The sequence below is a fragment of the Pseudomonas defluvii genome (genome assembly GCF_001695625.1).
GTDB classification, from domain to species: domain Bacteria; phylum Pseudomonadota; class Gammaproteobacteria; order Pseudomonadales; family Pseudomonadaceae; genus Aquipseudomonas; species Aquipseudomonas defluvii.
This window is the reverse complement of record NZ_MBPN01000002.1, coordinates 100321-121437: the sequence shown is the minus strand read 5'-3', so window position 1 is coordinate 121437 and position 21117 is coordinate 100321. Positions and strand designations below refer to the sequence as shown.

General features: G+C 60.1%; 17 protein-coding genes and 1 pseudogene. 6 read left to right on the top strand and 12 right to left on the bottom strand.

Annotated features, from left to right (window positions below):
• A pseudogene (locus EKA13_RS27740) lies at positions 1-876 on the top strand (LysM domain-containing protein); the annotation flags it as partial.
• 51 nt (positions 877-927) lie between these two features.
• Here the strand turns inward: EKA13_RS27740 and EKA13_RS01110 are convergent.
• From EKA13_RS01110 to EKA13_RS01100, 3 genes are all read right to left on the bottom strand, one after another.
• On the bottom strand, positions 928-1932 hold the full coding sequence (locus tag EKA13_RS01110; RefSeq protein ID WP_065757691.1) for a formylglycine-generating enzyme family protein: 1005 nt from the start codon (positions 1930-1932) through the stop codon (positions 928-930).
• Positions 1933-2074: 142 nt separating this feature from the next.
• Positions 2075-3079: a formylglycine-generating enzyme family protein gene (locus EKA13_RS01105; RefSeq protein WP_245704286.1), complete on the bottom strand. Its 1005-nt coding sequence runs from the start codon at positions 3077-3079 to the stop codon at positions 2075-2077.
• Positions 3080-3219: 140 nt separating this feature from the next.
• Positions 3220-4521, bottom strand: a complete 1302-nt coding sequence (locus tag EKA13_RS01100) for a glycosyltransferase (RefSeq protein ID WP_065757690.1) — start codon at positions 4519-4521, stop codon at positions 3220-3222.
• A 244-nt stretch (positions 4522-4765) separates the two neighbouring features.
• Here EKA13_RS01100 and EKA13_RS01095 point away from each other — a divergent pair, with 244 nt between their 5' ends.
• The 3 genes from EKA13_RS01095 to EKA13_RS01085 all read left to right on the top strand — a co-directional run bounded on the left by EKA13_RS01095 (position 4766) and on the right by EKA13_RS01085 (position 9610).
• Positions 4766-8248: a response regulator gene (locus EKA13_RS01095; protein WP_065757689.1), complete on the top strand. Its 3483-nt coding sequence runs from the start codon at positions 4766-4768 to the stop codon at positions 8246-8248.
• Complete coding sequence (locus EKA13_RS01090) at positions 8245-9066, top strand: CheR family methyltransferase (RefSeq protein WP_065757688.1); 822 nt, start codon at positions 8245-8247, stop codon at positions 9064-9066. Before EKA13_RS01095 ends, EKA13_RS01090 begins: the two co-directional genes overlap by 4 nt.
• Positions 9067-9232: 166 nt before the next feature.
• Positions 9233-9610: a response regulator gene (locus tag EKA13_RS01085; protein ID WP_065757687.1), complete on the top strand. Its 378-nt coding sequence runs from the start codon at positions 9233-9235 to the stop codon at positions 9608-9610.
• 5 nt (positions 9611-9615) lie between these two features.
• Here EKA13_RS01085 and EKA13_RS01080 read toward each other — a convergent pair whose 3' ends face one another.
• The 3 genes from EKA13_RS01080 to EKA13_RS01070 are packed head-to-tail and all read right to left on the bottom strand — an operon-like array spanning position 9616 to position 12288.
• Positions 9616-10224, bottom strand: a complete 609-nt coding sequence (locus EKA13_RS01080; protein ID WP_065757686.1) for a TetR/AcrR family transcriptional regulator — start codon at positions 10222-10224, stop codon at positions 9616-9618.
• Between the two features lie 10 nt (positions 10225-10234).
• On the bottom strand, positions 10235-11083 hold the full coding sequence (locus tag EKA13_RS01075; RefSeq protein WP_065757685.1) for a 3-hydroxybutyryl-CoA dehydrogenase: 849 nt from the start codon (positions 11081-11083) through the stop codon (positions 10235-10237).
• Between the two features lie 20 nt (positions 11084-11103).
• Entirely contained in the window at positions 11104-12288 is a 1185-nt protein-coding gene (locus EKA13_RS01070; protein WP_065757684.1) for an acetyl-CoA C-acyltransferase family protein, read from the bottom strand.
• A gap of 177 nt (positions 12289-12465) precedes the next feature.
• Between EKA13_RS01070 and EKA13_RS01065 the strand changes: the two genes are divergently transcribed.
• The gene (locus EKA13_RS01065) at positions 12466-13590 is read left to right on the top strand and encodes an AraC family transcriptional regulator (RefSeq protein WP_083199711.1); all 1125 of its coding nucleotides are present in this window, start codon (positions 12466-12468) and stop codon (positions 13588-13590) included.
• Here the strand turns inward: EKA13_RS01065 and EKA13_RS01060 are convergent.
• The 3 genes from EKA13_RS01060 to EKA13_RS01050 all read right to left on the bottom strand — a co-directional run bounded on the left by EKA13_RS01060 (position 13505) and on the right by EKA13_RS01050 (position 15879).
• Positions 13505-14653, bottom strand: coding sequence for a M14 family metallopeptidase (locus EKA13_RS01060; RefSeq protein WP_065757683.1), 1149 nt, complete (start codon positions 14651-14653; stop codon positions 13505-13507). The two genes, EKA13_RS01065 and EKA13_RS01060, sit on opposite strands and share 86 nt — an antisense overlap.
• 48 nt (positions 14654-14701) lie before the next feature.
• A complete protein-coding gene (locus EKA13_RS01055; protein ID WP_065757682.1) occupies positions 14702-15211 on the bottom strand; it encodes a sigma factor-like helix-turn-helix DNA-binding protein in 510 nt (169 codons plus the stop codon).
• A 311-nt stretch (positions 15212-15522) separates the two neighbouring features.
• Positions 15523-15879 carry a DUF6124 family protein gene (locus EKA13_RS01050; RefSeq protein WP_065757681.1) on the bottom strand — a complete coding sequence of 119 codons (357 nt, stop codon included), beginning with the start codon at positions 15877-15879 and terminating at the stop codon, positions 15523-15525.
• 125 nt (positions 15880-16004) lie between these two features.
• On the opposite strand from EKA13_RS01050, the gene EKA13_RS01045 reads away from it, so the two are divergent.
• Entirely contained in the window at positions 16005-16658 is a 654-nt protein-coding gene (locus EKA13_RS01045; RefSeq protein WP_065757680.1) for a LexA family protein, read from the top strand.
• Positions 16659-16719: 61 nt separating this feature from the next.
• Here the strand turns inward: EKA13_RS01045 and EKA13_RS01040 are convergent, their stop codons facing one another.
• From EKA13_RS01040 to EKA13_RS01030, 3 genes are read right to left on the bottom strand one after another with little or no spacing between them, the layout of a single operon-like run.
• On the bottom strand, positions 16720-18681 hold the full coding sequence (locus EKA13_RS01040; protein ID WP_065757679.1) for an acetyl/propionyl/methylcrotonyl-CoA carboxylase subunit alpha: 1962 nt from the start codon (positions 18679-18681) through the stop codon (positions 16720-16722).
• Positions 18678-19496: a gamma-carboxygeranoyl-CoA hydratase gene (locus EKA13_RS01035; RefSeq protein ID WP_065757678.1), complete on the bottom strand. Its 819-nt coding sequence runs from the start codon at positions 19494-19496 to the stop codon at positions 18678-18680. Before EKA13_RS01035 ends, EKA13_RS01040 begins: the two co-directional genes overlap by 4 nt.
• 3 nt (positions 19497-19499) lie before the next feature.
• Positions 19500-21107: a carboxyl transferase domain-containing protein gene (locus tag EKA13_RS01030; RefSeq protein ID WP_065757677.1), complete on the bottom strand. Its 1608-nt coding sequence runs from the start codon at positions 21105-21107 to the stop codon at positions 19500-19502.
• Positions 21108-21117: the final 10 nt, after the last annotated feature.

Genomic DNA, 21117 nt, shown 5'->3' with positions numbered 1-21117 from the left:
ACAGGCAACATCGAGCCCGGGCAGGCGAATGCCAGCAGCAACTGGGTGGATTTGGCGCAGATCAAGGCGGAGGGGAACGTTGCCGCAGGCATTGGCGCCAGCGGTGAGTTTGGGATCGAGATTGCAGAAAGACGTGTGGCTATCCGCTGCAGTGGCTCGCTTGTACTGGGGCCCGGTGCCGGAGGCGGTTTCACTACCGTAGTTGATGTGGAACTGGTCGGAAAACTGGTCCTACTGTTTTGCAAGGCGTTGGCTGAGGTGGATTACCGGTATTTGCTGGGGGTAACCGGAGATGCGTTTAGTTACTTGGTATTAGGGTTGTTTAAAGTGGCGAGCGGGCCGAAAGAAGCCGTCCAAGCTGCCTTTGAAACCAGCTTCATGGATATGACTATTTGGTGGGGGAAGAGAAACGCTAGCAAGCTTGAAGCCGACAGTCTCACAGACCACCTACTTGAACATCATGCTGTAATGATAAACAGACAGCGTATTCCCTTGGACCTGCTACCACCCGAAACAATGGGGCCCATGGTCCACTTGTTGTCCGAGAGCCTTGTTTGGAGTTTTAACGAACATAGGGAGCGTGCATTGATTATGCTGCTTTCAGCTGTGCGCACTTGGCGACAGTTTATCGAGGTATTGGAGCACTGCGATCCAAAAGCCCAAAAAGTAAATGCCATGGAGAGTCTGGCACGAATCAACTCGTTACTCGATGCCCGCGAGCAACGCCTCTTCAACCGTTTTATTGACGCGTTAGCCGTTAGCCCGAAAGCTGAGCGTGGCGAACAACGTATGGCTTGGACGCCGAGTTCTCTTAGCGCGAAACAGGACGTTCTATTGGCCGCACAACGCAGCGGTAGGTTTACAGGGTTGGCGTAAACGCTGAAATTGACAAGGGCGGATAATTGCGCCCTTGTATGCCACTTAGATTCAGAGTGGTTGATCGGATTGCACGGAACAGCGGAAGCCGAATCCTGGCAAGTATCCATTTTTGACCGGATCATCACCCCAGCGCCGAACAGTGCTTGCAGATATTAACGGGCCTTCACCATAGTACGAACCTCTATGGATGCGTAACGTGCCGGTCTCTGGACCGGTTGGGTTCTCCAGTGGAGAGTTACGGTAATAATCCTCACTATACCAATCATTAACCCAGTCAACGGCGTTGCCGGAAAGGTTGTAAATTCCCAGGGGGTTGGGTACAAAACGGTCAACAGCAAAGGTGAGCGATTCGTCGGGGTGAGGAAAATTTCGCCCATAGTCCAAACCACCGTTATCGGTAGCAAAAAAAACATACTGACCACGGTTGCGAGCAGCATATTCCCACTGTGCTTCGCTGGGTAAATCTACTGGGTAACCACTCAGCGTACCCAGCCAACTGCAGTAACCCTTAGCTTCATCCCAGCTTTTGGGCGGCGCGGGGTTATCGGGTTTATACAGGAACTGTAGGTCCTCACGCTTACGATCTTCTGCGTCATACAGCGGCTTGCCTTGAGCAATAAAATACAGATCGAAATCGCGTATCGTGGTCTGGAATTTTGAAAAATAGTAGCTGCTCAGCTTTACCGGGTGAACAAAGTCATCATTGTTGCGAAAGCTGATCGGGCACAACCGCTCTGGCTCAACCCCACACGGCCATTCACACATATTGCTCGGGTCATAGTCACACTTCCAGCCAAAATCCCCCATCTGAAACTCGCCGCCTTCGACAAACACCATATTGTCCAGCGACTGCACCACGGTGTTGAGCAGTTGGGCGCGTACGTCGGTGGACAGCTTCGGGTAGGTCTGGTCGATGGTCGTCGCGATCTGCGCGACTTTTTCCGCAGAGAGTTTTTCGCTCTTGGGCAATGGCAGGGATTGGGCCTGACAGCCGGTCAGTAGCAGCAGTGCGCAGGCGGGCAGAAGTACGCGGACAGTGGGCAGGTAGAACATGGCAGCATCCCTGTGGGTCAAGCGTCAGAAAAGCTAGGACGCTAGCAGATCCAGTCAGTGGCTGGATGTAGGACCTTTCCCAAACTCCGCTACCAGCGAATGTGCATGCATGGATAGCGAAGGTAACTATAGGCGCATGGTTTTAGAGAGGCTGATGGGACTGTACGGAGCAGCGAAAACCAGTTCCTGGAAAGTAGCCTCTTCTGACAGGATCATAAGGAAATCTTCGTACGGTGTTTCCCGTAATTAAAGGGTCATCACCAACATCAGTGCCTCGGCGAATTTTTTGCGTCCCTGAATCAGGTCCTTTGGGGTCTTCCAGGGGCGAGTTTCGGTAATAGTCCTCATCGAACCAGTCATTGACCCAGTCAGTAGCGTTTCCTGACATGTTGTAGAGCCCGAGCGGGTTGGGTACATAACTGTCCACGGCAAACGTATGGCGCTCGTGTGGTGCTGGGAAGTTACGCCCATAGTCCAAGCCGCCATTGTCAGTAGGAAAAAACACGTACTGGCCGCGACTGCGTGCAGCGTATTCCCACTGAGCTTCGGTGGGTAAATCTACCGGGTATCCACTGAGCTTTGCGAGCCAACCACAATAGTCTTTGGCCTCCTGCCAGCGTTGAGTGGGTGCAGGCAAGTCGGGTTTGTACAGGAACTGTATATCCTCACGCTTGCGATTTTCCGCGTCATACAGCGGTTTGCCTTGAGCAATAAAAAACAGATCGAAGTCTTTTATCGTGGTCTGAAATTTTGAAAGGTAGTAGCCGCTCAACTTAACCGGATGAACAAAATCATCATCCCCATCCATGCTGATGTTGCACAACCGCTCTGGCTCAACCCCGCACGGCCACTCACACATGTTACTGGGGTCGTAGTTACACTTCCAGCCGAAATCCCCCATCTGAAACTCACCGCCTTCGACAAACACCATATTGTCCAGCGACTGCACCACGGTATTGAGCAGTTGGGTGCGTATGTCGGTGGACAGCTTCGGGTAGGTCTGGTCGATGGTCGTCGCGATCTGCGCGACTTTTTCGGCGGTGAGCTTTTCGCTCTTGGGCAACGGCAGGGATTGGGCCTGACAGCCGGTCAGTAACAGCAGGACTGCAACTGGAAACAGTAATTGAGTCGTTGGCAGGCAGAACACGGCAGCATCCCCAAGGGCCTCAAGGCCAGAGGTTTGGACGCTAGCAGATTGGACCGACGACTTGTTGTAGGACCTTTCCGAAAAGGCGATCGCTGTGAAGGGGCTCAGTGATCGCCTTGGGGCCTGTCGCTGCGCGACAGTTATGAGGCCTGTGTCGGTAAGCGGTTTTTCGCTTCGATCCACTGGGCCATGTACTGGGTGCTTTTGTGCTGGTGATGACGAAGCATGGCGCCGGTGAAGTTGTTCAGGCGTTGTTGTGGCAGGTCGGCCAGGGTTTGTTCGATTCGCTCGACTAGCGCGGTCGCGTGAATGCGCCGATCAAAGCGGGCTGCAATGAGCGGCGTGCATGCCTGTTGTGCCGCGTTCCAGCGGGCTTCGTCCTGGTACAACTGCACGGCCGCTTCGGCCAGCGCTTCGGCGGTGACTTCAACAGCGCCAGGCCAGGGTAGGGCTCCGTGCATGGCTTCGGCCCCTATCGGGGTGGTGACGCTGGGGGTGCCGCAGAGCATGGCATCGGTCAGTTTGCCCTTGATCCCGGCGCCGAAGCGCAGAGGCGCCAGGCACAGGCGTGCGGCGCTCATGACCTCCAGGGCATCTTCGGCCCAGTTCAGTACATGAAAGCCTTGCGCCGGGTTGTGCAATGCGGTGGCTTTGGGCGGGGTGTAGGCGCCGTGGACATGCAGTTGGGCCTGCGGCAGTTGCCGACGGATCATCGGCCACAGGCTGTGCTTCATCCAGAGCACGGCGTCCCAGTTCGGGGCGTGGCGGAAGTTGCCGATGCTGAGAAAGTGCGCGCGTTCGGCAAAACCTCGTGCAGGGGTTGCCGGTTGATCGAGCATCAGCGGGCACCAGTGCAGCAGCGCGGGTGGAACACCGAAATGCGCGGTCAACAGGTCGATTTCTGCATCCGAGATCATCAGGCTCAGGTCGCTGCGGTAGATCGCGGCCACTTCACGTTGGGTCAGGTCGGCGTTGGCCATGTGGCGGTAAAGGGTCGCGCTCGTGGTGGCAAACAGTGCGCTGAAGTCGTTGCTGTCCAGGCCCTCGATCAAGCGGCGGCGCAACAGCTGTTGACGGGCATCGCGCAGGCTTTGCAGGTCAGAGGTTTCCAGCACGCGCAGCGCCGCAGGGCAGTGTTTCTCGACACGCCAGCCAAACTGCTCCTCCATCATGAAGCGGTCGAACAGCACGACATCTGGTGCCAGTTCCGCGACAAAATGGTCGAAACTGCTGCAATTGAGCACGATGGCCTGTTCGGCAATGCCCAGTGCGGCAAGGTCCGCCTTGTGCTCGCCAACGGTGGCCGGGCTGCTGAAGGTGATTTGCCAGCCGCGTTCAAGAAAACTCTCGAGGATCTGCATCATGTGCCCGCCAGCGGCTGACGAGCGCGGTTCCGGCCAGACATAACCAATAACGAGAACCTTGAGCGGTGATGCGGGCATGAGCGATCGGCCTTCAGCGAAAAGTGCGTATTTAACCACAGTGCAGCCTGCCGACGTGGGCACGCAGCGATTGTCGGTAATCTGTCTGAAAGGCACGCTTTCTATGCTGCTCAAGGGTTCTAGCGGTTAGACTCCAGCCCTGGCGAGTGCGTTGCGTTACAGCACGATTGCAAAAATGGAACTATTACTCGAGAGAACGCCAGACTCTCTTGTCCTGATACACCGTTACGGGGGCTTTTTAAGGATGATTCAGCCAACCGCAATCGACCAGCGGAGTTTTCGCAAGCTCCTGGGTCGTAATATCAGCTTGCCGTTGGGCGTTGGATTGCTCAGCGCGGTGGTGTTTGTTGCCGTCATCAGCTACTTGCTGTCAGTGATCCAGTGGGTGGAGCATACCGACCGGGTGATCAACAGTGCCAATGAGTCGATCAAGCTGTCCATCGACATGGAGACCGGGCTGCGTGGGTTCCTGATTGCCGGTGATGAGCATTTTCTCGAACCCTACAGCGTGGCCAAACCCAGGATAGACGCCGACCTGGCTTCGCTGCAGGCACTGGTGTCGAACAACACTCAACAGGTTGAACGGGTGGCTCGGATAAAGTCCCTGCAAGCCGAGTGGAATCGCTTTGCCGAGCATATGATCGACTTGCGACGCAGCGGAGGTGCTTATGTCGAGGCGATGCGGGCGGGGCACGGCAAGCGCCTGACCGACCAGATCCGCCAGGAGTATGAGGCCTTCGTGTCCACCGAGCAGCAACTGCGCCAAGCGCGCAGCGATCGCGTGCAGAGCACGACGGTGGCTTCGATTTCGCTGTACCTGGGCTTCGTTGTGTTGCTCAGTGGCATGCTGGCCTATTTTGGTCGGCGCGATCTGTTGGGGTTGTCCAGCAGTTACAACAGTAACCTTGAAGCTCAACAACGCAGTGCATTGAGCCTGCAGCAAGAGGCCTGGCTGCGCACGGGACAGACCCGCCTGGCCGAACAACTGCTGGGGCAGTTGAGCTTGCCGTTGCTGGGACGCAACGCCCTGCAGTTTTTTGCCGAGTATCTGGGGACGGTGGTCGCGGCGCTGTATGTTCGTGATGCACAGGGCCACTTGCGTCGCGTGGCGTCCTATGGCCTGCCCCGAGAGCAAGAACAGCAGGAGCAACTGATCGGCAGCAATGAGGGCATGGTGGCCCAGGCGGTGCTGCAGGAACGCGTGTTGCGTCTGGACGACTTGCCGGGTGACTACCTGCGGGTCAGCTCCGGGCTGGGTGAAGGTTCGCCACACAGCGTTCTGGTAGCCCCGACCCGCAATGATGGGCAGATCAATGGTGTTGTCGAACTGGGCTTCCTGCGTCCGCTGGAGCCGCGTGATGTCGAGTTGCTGGAGCGGGTGGCCAATAACCTGGGCATTTCGATCGAGAGCGCCCGATATCGACAGCGCTTGCAGGAAGTGCTGGCTGAAACCCAGTTGCTCAATGAGGAGCTGCAGGTTCAGCAGGAAGAACTGAAATCCGCCAACGAGGAACTGGAAGAACAGTCACGTGTGCTCAAGGAGTCACAGGCGTATTTGGAGGCCCAGCAGGCAGAGTTGGAGCAAACCAATGAGCAACTGGCGGAGCGCACCGAAGCGCTTGCCCTTCAGCGCGACACGCTGGACCGCAAGAACGCTGAGCTGAACGAGGCTCAGATCGAGCTGGAGCAACGTGCCGAAGCGCTGCAGCGTTCAAGCCAGTACAAATCCGAGTTTCTTGCCAATATGTCCCATGAGCTGCGCACGCCATTGAACAGTTCGCTGATTCTGGCCCGGTTGCTTGCAGAGAATGAACAGGGAAACCTCAGCGAAGAACAGGTGAAGTTTGCCGAGTCGATCTATTCGGCCGGCAATGATCTGCTCAATTTGATCAATGACATCCTCGACATTGCCAAGGTCGAGGCCGGCAAGCTTGAGGTGCGCCCGGAGACCACTCAGGTCGAGGGCCTGACCGAGCGCTTGCGCCAGCTGTTCGAGCCGCTGGCTGAGCACAAGGGCTTGGGCTTCAGTATCAACGTCGACGCCACGGCCCCAAAAGCCCTTTACACCGACCACCAACGCCTGGAGCAGATCCTCAAGAACCTGCTGTCCAATGCGGTGAAGTTCACCGAACATGGCGAGGTCAACCTGAGCATTGCTCGACAGGCGGGCGAGGGGATTGTTTTTCGTGTCCGCGACAGTGGTATCGGTATTGCGGCCCATCAGCAGCAGACCATCTTTGAGGCCTTTCACCAGGCCGATGGCACCACCAACCGGCGCTATGGCGGCACGGGCCTTGGGCTTTCGATTTCTCGCGACCTGGCCCAGTTGCTGGGTGGCCAGATCAGCGTCGAAAGCCGTTTGGGGGAGGGCAGTGAGTTCGCCCTGATCCTTCCGGAGCGCTACGAGCCGATTGTCGAGCAAACCGTTTCGCCGGTTATCATCCGTTCATCCGTTGTGCCGGTTCAGGCTGATTGTGCGGCGCCAGAGGCAGTGCCGCGCGCGCCAGGTTTTGCTGATGACCGCCAGCTAGCGCCGTTCAGCAAACGTTGCATTCTGGTGATTGAAGACGAGCCGGACTTCGCTCGCATCCTCTTCGATCTGGCCCATGAACTGGGCTACAGCTGCTTGGTGGCGCACGCGGCCGATGAAGGGTTCGACCTGGCCGTCAGTTATGTGCCCGATGCCATATTGCTGGACATGCGCCTGCCGGATCACTCCGGGTTGACGGTGTTGCAACGGCTCAAGGAACAGGCGCTCACCCGGCATATCCCGGTTCATGTGATCTCGGTGGAGGACCGCGTCGAGGCGGCGCTGCACATGGGGGCGATTGGTTATGCGGTAAAACCGGCCAGTCGAGAACAGCTCAAGGCGGTGTTTGGCCGGCTGGAGGCCACGCTGACCCAGAAGCTCAAGCACATCCTGCTGGTCGAAGATGACGACCTGCAACGTGACAGCATTGCCCGACTGATCGGCGATGAGGATATCGAAATCACGGCGGTCGGCATGGCCCAGGACGCCCTCGAATTGCTGCGCGAGCAGGTCTACGATTGCATGATCATCGACCTCAAGTTGCCTGACATGCAGGGCAATGAGCTGCTTCAGCGCATGGCCGAGGACAGTATCCGGGCCTTCCCGCCGGTGATCGTCTATACCGGGCGCAACCTGAGCCGCGATGAAGAGGCCAACCTGCTCAAGTACTCGCGCTCGATCATCATCAAGGGCGCACGTTCTCCAGAGCGCCTGCTCGACGAAGTAACGCTGTTTCTGCACAAGGTCGAATCGCAGTTGTCCCACGAGCGCCAGCGCATGCTCAAGACCGCGCGCAGCCGCGACCGGGTGTTCGAGGGGCGCACGGTGCTTCTGGTTGACGACGACGTTCGCAATATCTTCGCCTTGACCAGTGCATTGGAGCAGAAGGGGGCCATTGTCGAGGTTGGCCGTAATGGCCGCGAGGCCATCGACAGGCTAGAGCAGAACGAGGCTATCGATCTGGTCTTGATGGACGTGATGATGCCGGAAATGGATGGCTATGAGGCAACCCGATTGATTCGCAAAGACCCCCGCTGGCGCAAGTTGCCGATCATCGCCGTGACGGCCAAGGCGATGAAGGATGATCAGCAACGCTGCCTGCAGGCCGGTGCCAACGACTACCTGGCCAAGCCGATAGAGCTGGAGCGATTGTTCTCGCTGATTCGCGTGTGGTTGCCGCATCTGGAGCGCATTTGACCAGTGAGTGCAGTGCCGATATCGAGATTCAAGGGCTGATCGAGGCGATTTACCTCACGTACAGCTATGACTTTCGCAACTACTCTGGCGCCTCTATCACGCGTCGGATACAGCACGCGTTGCGTCAGTTCGGCTGTGCGACCGTAGCGGCCTTGCAGGCGCGCGTATTGCAGGACCCCGCGGCCTTCATGGCGTTATTGCAATACTTGACCATTCCGGTCAGCGAGATGTTCCGTGATCCCGAGCACGCCCTTGCATTGCGCCGGGAGGTGGTGCCGTTGTTGCGTACCTGGCCGTCGATCAAACTCTGGATCGCCGGTTGCAGCACGGGTGAGGAGGTGTATTCCATGGCCATCCTGTTGCGTGAGGAGGGGCTGCTGGAGCGCTCGATCATCTACGCAACCGACATCAACCCGTATTCACTGGAGCGGGCCAGGCAGGGTATCTATTCGATGCAGGCGATGGAGCGGTATGCGCGCAACTATGAAAAGGCAGGAGGCCTGCAGAGGCTCAGTGATTACTACACGGCGGCCTACGGCAGCGCGATACTCGACAGCAGCCTGCGTGAGAAGGTGACCTTCGCCGATCATAGCCTGGCGACTGACAGCGTATTTTCCGAGACCCACTTGATCTCGTGCCGGAATGTGTTGATCTACTTCAACAAGCCGTTGCAGGACCGGGCCCTGGGTTTGTTCCACGAGTCATTGTGCCACCGTGGTTTTCTGGTCTTGGGCAGCAAGGAAACCCTGAGCTTTTCGGGTTATAGCGAGCGCTTCGAGGCGTTGGTCAAAGCCGAACGAATCTACCGCAAGTCCTGAACCGTGTGACGGCAGGGTTATCGACGTACAGGAGTGCAGGCGAGGCGCTGACCTTTGCGGTACGCTTACAGGTGGCACGCCACGTGCAGGAAATTGACCGGCAGCAGGCAACCTCTGCCTGACGCTGGGGTCGGATAGCGATTGAATTGAAAAACAAGGCGTTGATATGAGTGAAGATGCACAAGATGTCGTGCTGATCGTCGAGGATGAGCCGGCGATCCGCAGGGTGCTGCACGATTATCTGGCCAGGGAAGGTTACCGGGTACTGGTGGCCGAAGATGGTGCGCAGGCGTTTGAAATGCTTGCCAGCAAACCGCACCTGGACCTGATGGTCACGGATTTTCGTCTGCCGGGCGGGATCTCGGGGGTCGATATTGCCGAGCCCGCGGTGAAGTTGCGGCCCGAGCTGAAAGTGATCTTCATCAGTGGCTACCCCGAAGAAATTCTGGAGTCCGGCAGTGCCATTGCGCGCACGGCGCCGATCCTGACCAAGCCCTTCGACCTCGATACGCTGGGCGAGCGCATTCAACAGTTGCTCGCCTGAGTGCTTCAGGCAGCGCACACCTGAGCGCTATCGTGCAGCGTCCGCTCGATGGCGCCCAACAGCAGGTTCTGCATCAACGTCAGGCGCTGGGCTTCGGGCAATTCACTCGACTGTAGCCAGCCCGGCAAACTGTTGAGCAGTGTCGCGATGGCATGGCCGGCCGCCTGCCGTGCCGCCTTCGACAGCGCCGCCGTCGGTGCGATCAGGCGCAGCAACTGGCATTCGTAGTCATCGCGCAGGTGCTTGATCCGGGCCTGTTGCTCGTCGGTCAGGCAGCACAGGTCACGCTCGGCCAGACGAAACTGTAGCGGACGTTCGCGGTGCAACTGCCAGTGCGCATCGATGACGCTCGTCAGCCAGTCCTCGCTGCTGCCACGGCTGCGCCGTGGCGGTTGCAGCGTGGCCAGCAACTCCTCGAACAGCTCTTCGATCAGGTCGAACAGCAGGTGCTGCTTGCTCGGGAAGTGGTGGTACAGCGAGCCTGCGGTCAGGCCCAGGTGGCTGGCCAGTTCGCGCATGCTGACCTGGCCGAAGCCCTTGACTGCAAGGAGTTCGAGCGCCTTGTCGCGCCGCTCTTCATAGTAGCCACCGCGTTCGGCACAGGTCATTGGCATGGTGATAGCCTCAGTAGGTGTAGAAACCGCGACCGCTCTTACGGCCCAGGTAGCCAGCGGCGACCATTTCCTTGAGCAGTGCGGCCGGGCGATATTTGCTGTCGTTGAAACCGTCGTAGAAGGCTTCGAGGATCGCCAGCAAGGTGTCCAGGCCAATCAGGTCAGCCAGGGCCAGCGGGCCGATCGGCTGGTTGCAGCCCAGGCGCATGCCGGTGTCGATGTCTTCCGGGCTGGCAAGACCTTCCTGCAGCACCATGATCGCTTCGTTGATCATCGGAACCAGAATCCGGTTGACCACAAAGCCCGGACGGTTGCCGGCGCTGATGGCGGTCTTGCCCAGTGCTTCGGTCAGGGCCAGCGCTGCTGCGTGAGTCGCGTCGCTGGTCTGCAGGCCACGGATCACCTCCACCAGGGCCATCATGGGCACCGGGTTGAAGAAATGCACCCCAATGAAGCGCTCTGGCAGGCTGATGGTCGCGCCCAGTTGGGTGATCGACAGCGACGAGGTGTTGGTCGCGATGATGCAGGTATCGCTGACACTGGCTGCGACCTGGCCGAGAATGCGCTGCTTGAGCTCAAGGTTCTCGGTAGCCGCTTCGATGACCAGTTGCGCGCTCTTGAGCTGGGCATAGTCGGTGCTGGTGCTGATTCGTTGCAGCGCCGCCTCGGCCTGTGCGGCATCCAGCGTTTGCTTGTTGACCTGACGCTCGAGGTTCTTGCGCAGGGTGGCTACGCCACGCTCAAGGGCAGCGTCGGAAATGTCGATCAGGGTGACCTGGAAGCCGGCTACGGCACAGACCTGAGCAATACCGTTGCCCATGGTCCCGGCGCCGATCACGGCGATGTTGTTGATTGTCACGGTATAAAACTCCTTTGGGCTCAAGTGCGTTCGAACAGTACGGCGATACCTTGGCCGCCGCCGATGCACATGGTCGCCAGGGCATAACGGCCCTGGATGCGGTGCAATTCATGAATGGCCTTGGTCGCGATGATCGCGCCGGTCGCACCCACTGGATGGCCGAGCGAGATACCGGAGCCGTTGGGGTTGACCTTCTCAGGGTCGAAACCCAGTTCGCGGGCAACGGCGCAAGCCTGGGCGGCAAAGGCCTCGTTGGACTCGATCACGTCCAGGTCAGCGACGGTCAGACCGGCCTTTTCCAGCACCTTGCGGCTGGCCGGAATCGGCCCCAGGCCCATGAGTTCCGGCTCAACCCCGGCATGGGCATAGCCCACCAGGCGGGCGAGCGGCTTGAGCCCTTGGCGGCGTACCGTATCGCCAGTGGCCAGCACCAAGGCCCCGGCACCGTCGTTCAGGCCGCTGGCGTTACCGGCGGTGACCGTACCGTCCTTCTTGAATACGGTTTTCATGCCGGCCAGTTGCTCAAGGCTGACCTCGCCGCGCACGTGTTCATCGATGCTGAATTGCTGTGGCCCTTTGCGCCCAGGGACTTCGACCGTAACGATCTGCCCGGCGAAGCGGCCCTCGGCAATGGCGCGGGCTGCGCGGCGCTGGCTGGTAAGGGCCAGTTCGTCCTGCATCTGCCGGCTGATGCCCAGTTTGGCCGCGACGTTTTCGGCGGTGATGCCCATATGGAAGTGTTCAAAGGGGTCATGCAGGACGCCGACCATATAGTCGATACCCTGCAGGTCGCCCATGCGCGCGCCCCAACGGGCCTGTGGCAGCAGGTAAGGGCCACGGCTCATGGATTCGGCGCCGGTGGCCAGTGCGACTTCGGCATCGCCCAGCATCAGGCTCTGGGCGGCGGAGACGATTGCCTGCAGGCCCGAACCGCACAGGCGGTTGACGTTGAAGGCCGGGGTTTCCTTGGGAATGCCGGCATTCATTGCTGCAACGCGGCCCAGGTAGGCGTCGCGCGCTTCGGTTGGAATCACGGTGCCCATGACCACATGGCCGATCTGGGCCGGGTCGATGCCGGCGCGTTCGATGCTGGCGCGGCAGACTTGAGTGGCCAGATCCGCCAGCGGCAGGTCTTTCAGCGAGCCGCCAAATGTACCAATGGCCGAGCGTACGGCGCTGACTACATAGATTTCGTGGTTGTTCATCGTCGACTCCAGAGTGCGAAAGCGTGGCGTGGCAGTGTTCGGCTCTGCGAGAATGCCGGGCACCAGCTTCAGGATGCAGTCGAGTCTAGGCAAAGGGACGCTGTCGTCCTATGCCATAACTGTCCAGGCGAGCTGGCATTTTTTGCCATACCAGTGCGTGTTACAGCGGAACCAGCCATGCGGGAAAACGATTCGGTCGCGGTGTATTTTGTTCATGTCATGCTTCATGGCTTGCGTGATCAGCCTGCGCGCGCGGCTGCGCTGCTGGAGCAGGCCGGCATCGCTGTTGAGCTGCTTGACGAGCCGGGCGCCCGGGTGCCGGCGAAGGCCTTCGCCCGCCTCTGGCTTATTCTGATTCACGAACTGGATGACGAGTTCTTCCACCTCGACAGCCACGGCATGCCATTGGGCAGTTTTGCCTTGATCTGCCGTGGCCTGATCCAGGAGCCCAACCTGGAAAAAGCCTTGCGCCAGTGTTTGAGTTACTTTGCGCTGTTCCTGCGTGACCTCAAGGGTGTATTGACCCTCAAGGGGCAGCGCGCGGTGATCCGCCTGGAGTCGACGATGGCCGATGCACAGACCCGGGTCTATGCCGAGGAAACCTTCCTGGTGCTGGTGATCAGCCTGTTGTGCTGGCTGAGTGGACGGCGCATCGGCATCGACCGCACGGAGCTGGCCGACTCCCGGGCACCGCTGGATGATGACGCGCTGCTGTGGGGGCCGAACCTGCAGTTGGGGGCGGGGCATACCGAAATCGAATTTGCTGCCGATTACCTGCGCCTGCCGGTGGTTCAGGACCTGGGGGCACTGAAGACCTTCCTGCACAGTGCGCCGCAGTGGCTGGTGATTCGCTACCGTAATCAGAACGGCCTGGCAGCAAGGGTTTATCGGCATTTGCGTGCACGGCAGTACGGGCAATGGCCGACATTGTTGGCCATGGCCGAGGGGGAAGGCTTGAGCCCCAGCAGTTTTCGTCGGCAGTTGGAGCGTGAGGGCTGTTCGTTCCAGCAGATCAAGGATGAAGTGCGCCGGGCGATGGCGTTCGAGTGCCTGCGTGGCAGCGAACTGAGTGTTGCGGAAATTGCCGAGCAGACGGGTTTTCAGGAGCCCAGTGCCTTTCACCGGGCCTTCAAGAAATGGACGGGTGAGAGCCCGGGAAGCTATCGGTTGCGGTTGGCCACGACGCGCTCAGCGCAGCAGGGCCAACCGCAAGCACTCAACGCAGGTCGCCGACCATCGGCGCTAGCGTATCCAGCACCGCACTGGCCAGCGCTTTGGAGCGCTGCCCAGACCAGCCGGTAATGGCATTGGGTGCGTCGTCGTGGTCTTTGAACGGCATTTCGAGGGTCAGTGCCAGGCAGCCATAGGCCTGCGCAACGCTGTTACAGGCCAGGGTCAGGTTCGCCTGCCCAGGTTTGTCGCGCGGGTAGCCATGCACTTGCTGGAAGTCCGCGGTCAGGCGGCACAAGCGCTCACGGAACGCGCTTTCCAGTTGCTCGATACGGGGCGTGTAGCCTGGTGTACCTTCGCTGCCTGCGGTGAAGACGTGAGGGATTTCTTCATCGCCATGAATGTCGAGGAACAGGTCGACACCCTGCAGTTTCATTTGTTGCTGCGCAAAGAGCACTTCCGGACTGTGTTCGACACTGGCGTCCTGCCAGGCGCGGTTGAGGTCCTTGCCCTGAGCATTGGTGCGCAGGTGCCCGTGGAAGGCACCATCGGGGTTCATGTTCGGGATCAGGTACAGGTCGGCCACCTTCAGCAGCGCCTGAACCGTTGGATCGTTGGCCTGCAGGCGATCAATCACGCCCTCCATGAACCACTCGGCCATGTGCTCGCCGGGATGCTGCTGGGCGATGATCCACAGCTTGCGTTTGCCTGCTGCGCCGTTGCCTGCGCGCAGTAGCGGGATGTCGCGCCCTTCGACGCTGCGCCCTGTGGCCAGCAGTTCCACGCCAGGCAGGCTGACCGCCCGTTCAATCAGTTGGTTGTGGCGGGCGCGGGAGTAGGGTTCAAAGTAGGCAAACCAGGCCTCCTGTTCGCCGGCCTCAAGCTGGAAGTGCAGCGCCTGGCCGTCGAACTGGGTCGGTATCCGAAACCAGTGTTGCTGATCATAAGAGGCAACCGCCTGATAGCCGTCCCATGCCTGGTTATAGGAGGATTGCCCAGCGTTCTCCAGGGTGAAGCGGTGTGTGCGCCCTGGGGTCAGCCCGCTGGCCTTGAAGTGAAACCACTGGAAATGATCGCTGCGGGTATCGGGACGGATCGCCAGGCGCACCCGAGAGGGCTCGCTGGCATCGCGAACCACGATGTTACCGGAATCGAAATCGCACGTGATGTGCAGGGGGGACAGCGTCACGCTCATTACCAGGCTCCTTCAGCGTTGTTGTGCCCTTTACTCTACACCCCTGCGTCAGGCGCAGAAACCGAGTGTCAGCAGCGTACCGAGCAGTACGGCAATGGCGACCGAGCAACCACCCAGGGCCAGTGCCGGACGAGCCTGACGGTAGCCGTGGCCATCGCCCAGTACCTGCGCGGGTGCGAGCAGGCTGCGCCAGCGCAGCTCAGTGGCATGGAAGGCGCTCAGGTGGGCGGGTGCGCTGTCCAGCCAGCGGCGAAAGTCGATACGTTCGCTGGCGGTAATCTGCGGGTTTTGCAGGCGCACATACCAGTACCCGGCCTCACGGGCTAGCGGGTCAGTGGCGGGTTGCACGCTTTGCAGCACCTGGTTCATGTACCGCTCCACCGTGCTTGGAGGGATGGCCAGGTGTTCGGCGATCATGGCAAACGACCATTGATCGAGGCGACTGAGCAGGAACACCTGTTGAGCGCGGCGCGGGAGTTTTTTCAGGCGCTGCAGCAGTGCCTGATCACCAGGGGCGGCGAGGGCAGGGGATTCAAGGGGCAGCAACAGAGGGGTCATGGTACGGGCTCCTTGCAAGAAAACGGGTGGGGCGTGGTGCTTGAATGCGGCCATTCGGACGGGACAAGCGCAAAAAAAAGACCCGGCAAAAAGCCGGGTCAAAAACCGTGATTAGCCTGATGAGGAGATAACCTGAGAGTCCGACCTGTGAGCTTTCAGTTTATCCAACCAGTCTCGCGACCAGTTGCTGGCAATAATAATCGTTATCATTTACAGGTCAAGTGAATTTTCTGTCATGGCAGAAAATAGGTTTCTCGGTGTGTCTGTTTTCCCGCGTGATGACCCATTCGGGCCATTACTGACCCGCCGGGTCAGGTGCTTTCGATTCCTGGCGGCAAGCCAGTTCGCTCGCCCAGGCTGTGCTCCACCAGAGCCAATGCCATGTTGATGATGTGCACCACTGACAGCGCCATGTCGCGCCGTGTCCCTTTGAGGTCGTCTGCCATTTCATAGGTGGTTGCCGACGCACAGCGCAGCAGGCTGCAGGCGTGTTCGCTGGCTTTCAGGCGGCCAAGATCGGGGCGCGGGACAAAAAACGGTGCCTCCATTTCTGCGGCGCGCTGTGGGGGGTTGAGGTAGTAGTCCAATGCACGTCGGGCGGCGTCGCTGCTGCTCAGCGATTCGCTGTCCAGTTTGGCATCCAGTGCATCCGGTGAATGTGAGCTCATGGGGGCTGCCTGTGGCGATTGTGGGTGGGTGTATTAACGATAAGTACGAGATGTATTTATTTCGACGTTTTAAATACTACAATTTGTGTATTGAGAGCTTCGGGGCAGTCCGTATCGTGCCAGCAATGGATAAATGGATTGCCCTGGTCAGGGCCAGAATGTGTGAGCTGAAGATCACGCAGGAAAAGTTGGGCGAGCGGATTGGGGTGACCCAAGGCGCCGTCGGGCATTGGTTACGCAACGAGCGCCGGCCAAAACTGGAGACGATGAACCAGATTCTGGTGGTGCTCGGATTGCCGCCGATGGAGTTCGCGCTGGTTACCGAACTCGCCGAATCCTCCGGTTCCTATGGTGACGATCAGAATTCGGCTACAGATGCCGAAGGACGTATCCCACAGCACAATCTGTATTTTCGCTACCCGGTCACGCACTGGGAAAACCTCGGGGCGCAAGACCCTGAGCCACGTTTTGAAGCCACCGATTATTACGCCCAGGGTTCGGCGTTCTGGCTGGAGGTGCAGGGCGATGCGATGACGGCGCCGGTGGGCTTGAGTGTGCCCGCCGGGATGCTGATTCTGGTGGATGCGGGGCTATCGGCACTGCCCGGCAAACTGGTGATTGCCCGCTTGCCCACGAGTGCGACGCCGGTCTTCCGGCAGTTGATCGAGGAAGGCGGGCAGCGTTATCTGCGCCCGCTCAACCCGACCTATCCCAAGGTTGTATGCGATGACGCGTGTGAAATGATCGGTGTGGTGGTGCAGGCCACGATGAAGTTCTGATCGGCACCCTTCGCTCGGCGCCAGCAGCCGGTCTCCCAGGCTACTGGCGTCGCAGGTGGTATTAAACGTCCGTGCCTTCCAGCTCGACCAGTACGCTGCCCTCGCTGACCATGTCGCCTTCCTCACAGAACAAGGCTTTCACCGTACCGTTATGCGGTGCACGGATGCTGTGTTCCATCTTCATGGCTTCCAGCACCACCAGTGGCGTACCGGCTTCGACAACCTGGCCGACTTCCACCATGACCCGCACAATGCTGCCGTTCATGGGCGCCCCCAAGCCGCCTTGATGGCTGTGGCTGGCATCGGCTTCGGCAATCGGGTCGAGCTGAGTGATTGCCTGGAGTTCGCCATTCCACTGCAGATACAGCGTATTGCCACGGCGGATCGCTAGGTGTTGGCGACGCAAGCCGTTGTGCTCGTGGACCAACTGCTCACCGCGCAGCGTCAGGGTTGAGGGCGCGCTGTGGTCAAGGCTGACAGCCTGTTCTTCGGTATTGCAGCGCAGGTGCAGGCTGATATGCGCTGGCACGCCCAGGCGCAAGCCGCTGTGGGTGGCCCATGGCGAATGCCGGTCGTCATCGCGTTGTACCAGCGGTTCACTCTGGATGAAGGCTTCGGCAGCCGCTTGCCAGAACTCGGCAGGTAGCGTGTCGGCTTCAGGCAACAGTTGCGCCTGATAGCGTGGAATGAACCCGGTATCCAGCTCGGCGTCGGCAAACGCCGGGTGCGCGAGAATGCGCCGCAGGAAGGCAATGTTGGTTTTCAGGCCGCCGATGGCGAACTCATCGAGCATCGCCAGCAGGCGCAGGCGTGCCTGCTCACGGTTTTCGCCCCAGGCAATCAGCTTGCCGAGCATTGGGTCGTAGTAGGGCGAAATGCTGTCGCCTTCGCTGACTCCGCTGTCGACCCGACGGCCAGCACCGGGAGCCGACTCGCGGTACAGCGTCAGATCCCCAGTGGCCGGGAGAAAATCGTTGGCCGGATCCTCTGCGTACAAGCGCACTTCGATGGCGTGACCGTTGAGCGGTACCTGTGCCTGGGTGATCGGCAACGGCTCACCGCAGGCAACACGGATCTGCCAGGCGACCAGGTCGAGGCCGGTAATGGCTTCGGTGACCGGGTGTTCGACCTGCAGGCGGGTGTTCATCTCCATGAAGAAGAATTCGCCCCGGGCGTCGAGCAGGAACTCTACGGTACCGGCCCCCACATAACCGATGGCTTGAGCCGCGCGCACAGCGGCTTCACCCATCGCCTGACGTTGTTGCTCACTCAGACCGGGCGCTGGCGCTTCCTCGACGACCTTCTGGTGGCGCCGCTGAATGGAACAGTCACGCTCGTTCAGGTACAGGCAGTTGCCGTGTTGGTCGGCAAATACCTGGATTTCCACGTGGCGGGGCTTGAGCACGTATTTTTCCACCAGCATGCGGGCATCGCCGAACGACGACAGCGCCTCACGCTGGGCCGACGCCAGGGCTTCGCCCAACTGGCTTTCCTGTTCGACCACTTTCATGCCTTTGCCGCCACCACCGGCTGTCGCCTTGAGCAGTACCGGGTAACCGATCTTTTCGGCGGCCGCGCGGAAGGTTTCCAGGTCCTGGGCTTCACCGTGATAGCCCGGTACCAGTGGCACACCGGCGGTTTCCATCAGGGCTTTGGCCGCCGACTTGCTGCCCATGGCCTCGATGGCCGAAGCCGGTGGGCCGAGGAATATCAGGCCGGCCTCTTCGATGGCGCGGGCAAAGCCGGCGTTTTCCGAAAGGAAGCCGTAGCCGGGGTGAATGGCCTGGGCACCGCTGGCCTTGGCCGCAGCAATCAACTTCGCGACATCCAGGTAGCTTTCAGCGGCTTTTGCTCCGCCCAGGTCAACGCGGATATCGGCTTCGCGGCTATGCCGGGCTTCGCGGTCCACAGCACTGTGAACGGCCACGGTGGTCAGGCCAAGGGCTTTGGCGGTGCGCATGACGCGGCAGGCAATTTCGCCACGGTTGGCAACCAGCAGGGTGGTCAGCGTGGGACGGCTCATGGGCGCGGTTCCTTCTTGTTGGGTTCGACGTGCCAGTTTGGCGTGCGTTTTTCCAGAAAGGCGCGCAGGCCTTCCTGGCCTTCGGCGCTGACCCGGATTCGGGCAATGGCGGTTTCGCAATAGCGGCGCAGGGCAGGGGTGAGCTCGCCATGGCCGACTTCACGCAACAGCTCTTTGCTGGTGCGCATCGCCTGGGGGCTGTTCTGCAGCAGATTGGTGACCCATAGCTCGACCTGCTGTTCCAGTTCGGCCAAGGGGTAGGCTTCGGCCAGCAAACCCAGGTCACGGGCACGCAGGCCGCTGAAACGCTCGGCGGTCAGTGCATAGCGGCGTGCGGCACGCTCCCCCATGGCTTGAACCACGAACGGGCTGATCACCGCAGGGGCGAGGCCGATACGTACTTCCGACAGGCACAGTTGGGCATCTTCGCTGCCAATGGCCATGTCGCAGCAACTGATCAACCCCAGCGCACCCCCGAAGGCGGCGCCTTGCACCACTGCCAGGGTCGGTAGCTTGAGCTTGGCCAGGTTGTACATCAGCTCGGCCAGTTCGCGAGCATCGTCCAGGTTGGTGTTGTAGTCCAGTTGTGCCGATTGCTGCATCCAGGCCAGGTCTGCCCCGGCGCTGAAGTGCCGTCCGCGTCCGCGCAGCAGCAAGAAGCGCAGGCTGGCATCGTTGCCGACGGCGTCGATGGCCAGGATCAATTCGCGGATCATCTGTGCGTTGAAGGCGTTGTTCTTGTCCTCGCGACTCAGCCACAGTGTGGCGAAACCGCGTGGGTCCTTGATCAGTTCGAGGGTCGTGAAGTCGCTCATCGGTCACATCCGGAAAATGCCGAAACGGCTTTGCTCGATCGGTGCGTTGAGTGCCGCCGACAAGGCCAGGCCCAAGACATCGCGGGTCTGTGCCGGGTCAATGACACCGTCGTCCCAGAGCCGGGCACTGGAGTAGTAGGGATGGCCCTGGTGCTCGTACTGGTCAAGGATCGGTTGCTTGAGCCGCGCTTCGTCGTCGGCGCTGAATGGCTGGCCGCTGCGTTCGCTCTGCTCGCGCTTGACCTGGGCCAGTACCCCGGCCGCCTGTTCGGCCCCCATCACGCCGATTCGGGCGTTCGGCCACATCCACAGGAAACGTGGGTCGTAGGCCCGGCCGCACATGCCGTAGTTGCCCGCACCGAAGCTGCCGCCGATGATCACGGTGAACTTCGGTACCTGGGCGCAGGCCACGGCGGTGACCAGCTTGGCGCCGTGCTTGGCGATGCCGCCGGCTTCGTACTTCTGGCCGACCATGAAGCCGGTGATGTTCTGCAGGAACAGCAACGGAATGCCACGTTGGCACGCCAGTTCGATGAAGTGCGCACCTTTTTGCGCCGCTTCGGCAAACAGGATGCCGTTGTTGGCCAGGATCGCAATCGGGTAGCCGTGCAGGTGGGCGAAGCCGCACACCAGGGTGGTACCAAACAGTGCCTTGAACTCATCAAACACCGAACCGTCGACCAGGCGGGCGATCACTTCACGCACATCGAACGGCTGTTTGGCATCGGCCGGAACCACGCCATAAAGTTCCTCAGCGTCATACAGCGGCGCGATCGGCATGCGCTGCTGCAAGGTGCCGAGCTTGTGCCAGTTCAGGTTGGCCACACAGCGCCGGGCAATCGCCAGGGCATGCTCGTCGTTGTCTGCGTAGTGGTCGGCGACGCCACTGGTCTTGCAGTGTACGTCGGCACCGCCGAGGTCTTCGGCGCTTACCACTTCGCCGGTGGCCGCTTTCACCAACGGTGGGCCGGCAAGGAAGATGGTCGCTTGCTGGCGAACCATGATGGCTTCATCGGCCATGGCCGGCACATAGGCGCCGCCTGCGGTACAGGAGCCCATCACCACCGCGATCTGTGGAATGCCGATGGCGCTCATGTTGGCCTGGTTGAAGAAGATCCGCCCGAAATGTTCGCGGTCGGGGAATACTTCGTCCTGACGCGGCAGGTTGGCCCCGCCTGAGTCCACCAGGTAAATGCAGGGCAGACGGTTCTGCAAGGCGATCGCCTGGGCGCGCAGGTGTTTTTTCACCGTCAATGGGTAGTAGGAGCCGCCTTTGACCGTGGCATCGTTGGCCACGATCATGCATTCGACGCCTTCGATACGGCCGATGCCAGCGATTACCCCGGCCGCCGGAACGTCCTCGCCATACACCGCATGGGCGGCCAGTTGGCCGATTTCGAGAAACGGTGAGCCGGGGTCAAGCAGACGGTCGATGCGCTCGCGCGGCAGCAGTTTGCCACGAGAGGTATGCCGCTCCTGTGCCTTGGCGCCGCCGCCCTGGTGAACCTGGGCGAGCAGGGTGCGCAAGGCCTGAACCTGTTCGAGCATGGCCGCGCTGTTGTGGGCGAACTCCGCCGAGCGCGGGTTGATCTGGGAGTGCAGGATAGCCATGGGCGCCTTT

Bases quoted from the DNA above. Each gene is read 5' to 3' on its own strand.
- EKA13_RS01110 (WP_065757691.1), bottom strand. From the start codon at position 1,932: ATGTTCTACCTGCCCACTGTCCGCGTACTTCTGCCCGCCTGCGCACTG.
- EKA13_RS01085 (WP_065757687.1), top strand. From the start codon at position 9,233: ATGAGTGAAGATGCACAAGATGTCGTGCTGATCGTCGAGGATGAGCCG.
- EKA13_RS01055 (WP_065757682.1), bottom strand. From the start codon at position 15,211: ATGACCCCTCTGTTGCTGCCCCTTGAATCCCCTGCCCTCGCCGCCCCT.
- EKA13_RS01080 (WP_065757686.1), bottom strand. From the start codon at position 10,224: ATGCCAATGACCTGTGCCGAACGCGGTGGCTACTATGAAGAGCGGCGC.
- EKA13_RS01100 (WP_065757690.1), bottom strand. From the start codon at position 4,521: ATGCCCGCATCACCGCTCAAGGTTCTCGTTATTGGTTATGTCTGGCCG.
- EKA13_RS01030 (WP_065757677.1), bottom strand. From the start codon at position 21,107: ATGGCTATCCTGCACTCCCAGATCAACCCGCGCTCGGCGGAGTTCGCC.
- EKA13_RS01065 (WP_083199711.1), top strand. From the start codon at position 12,466: ATGCGGGAAAACGATTCGGTCGCGGTGTATTTTGTTCATGTCATGCTT.
- EKA13_RS01095 (WP_065757689.1), top strand. From the start codon at position 4,766: ATGATTCAGCCAACCGCAATCGACCAGCGGAGTTTTCGCAAGCTCCTG.
- EKA13_RS01040 (WP_065757679.1), bottom strand. From the start codon at position 18,681: ATGAGCCGTCCCACGCTGACCACCCTGCTGGTTGCCAACCGTGGCGAA.
- EKA13_RS01050 (WP_065757681.1), bottom strand. From the start codon at position 15,879: ATGAGCTCACATTCACCGGATGCACTGGATGCCAAACTGGACAGCGAA.
- EKA13_RS01060 (WP_065757683.1), bottom strand. From the start codon at position 14,653: ATGAGCGTGACGCTGTCCCCCCTGCACATCACGTGCGATTTCGATTCC.
- EKA13_RS01070 (WP_065757684.1), bottom strand. From the start codon at position 12,288: ATGAACAACCACGAAATCTATGTAGTCAGCGCCGTACGCTCGGCCATT.
- EKA13_RS01035 (WP_065757678.1), bottom strand. From the start codon at position 19,496: ATGAGCGACTTCACGACCCTCGAACTGATCAAGGACCCACGCGGTTTC.
- EKA13_RS01045 (WP_065757680.1), top strand. From the start codon at position 16,005: ATGGATAAATGGATTGCCCTGGTCAGGGCCAGAATGTGTGAGCTGAAG.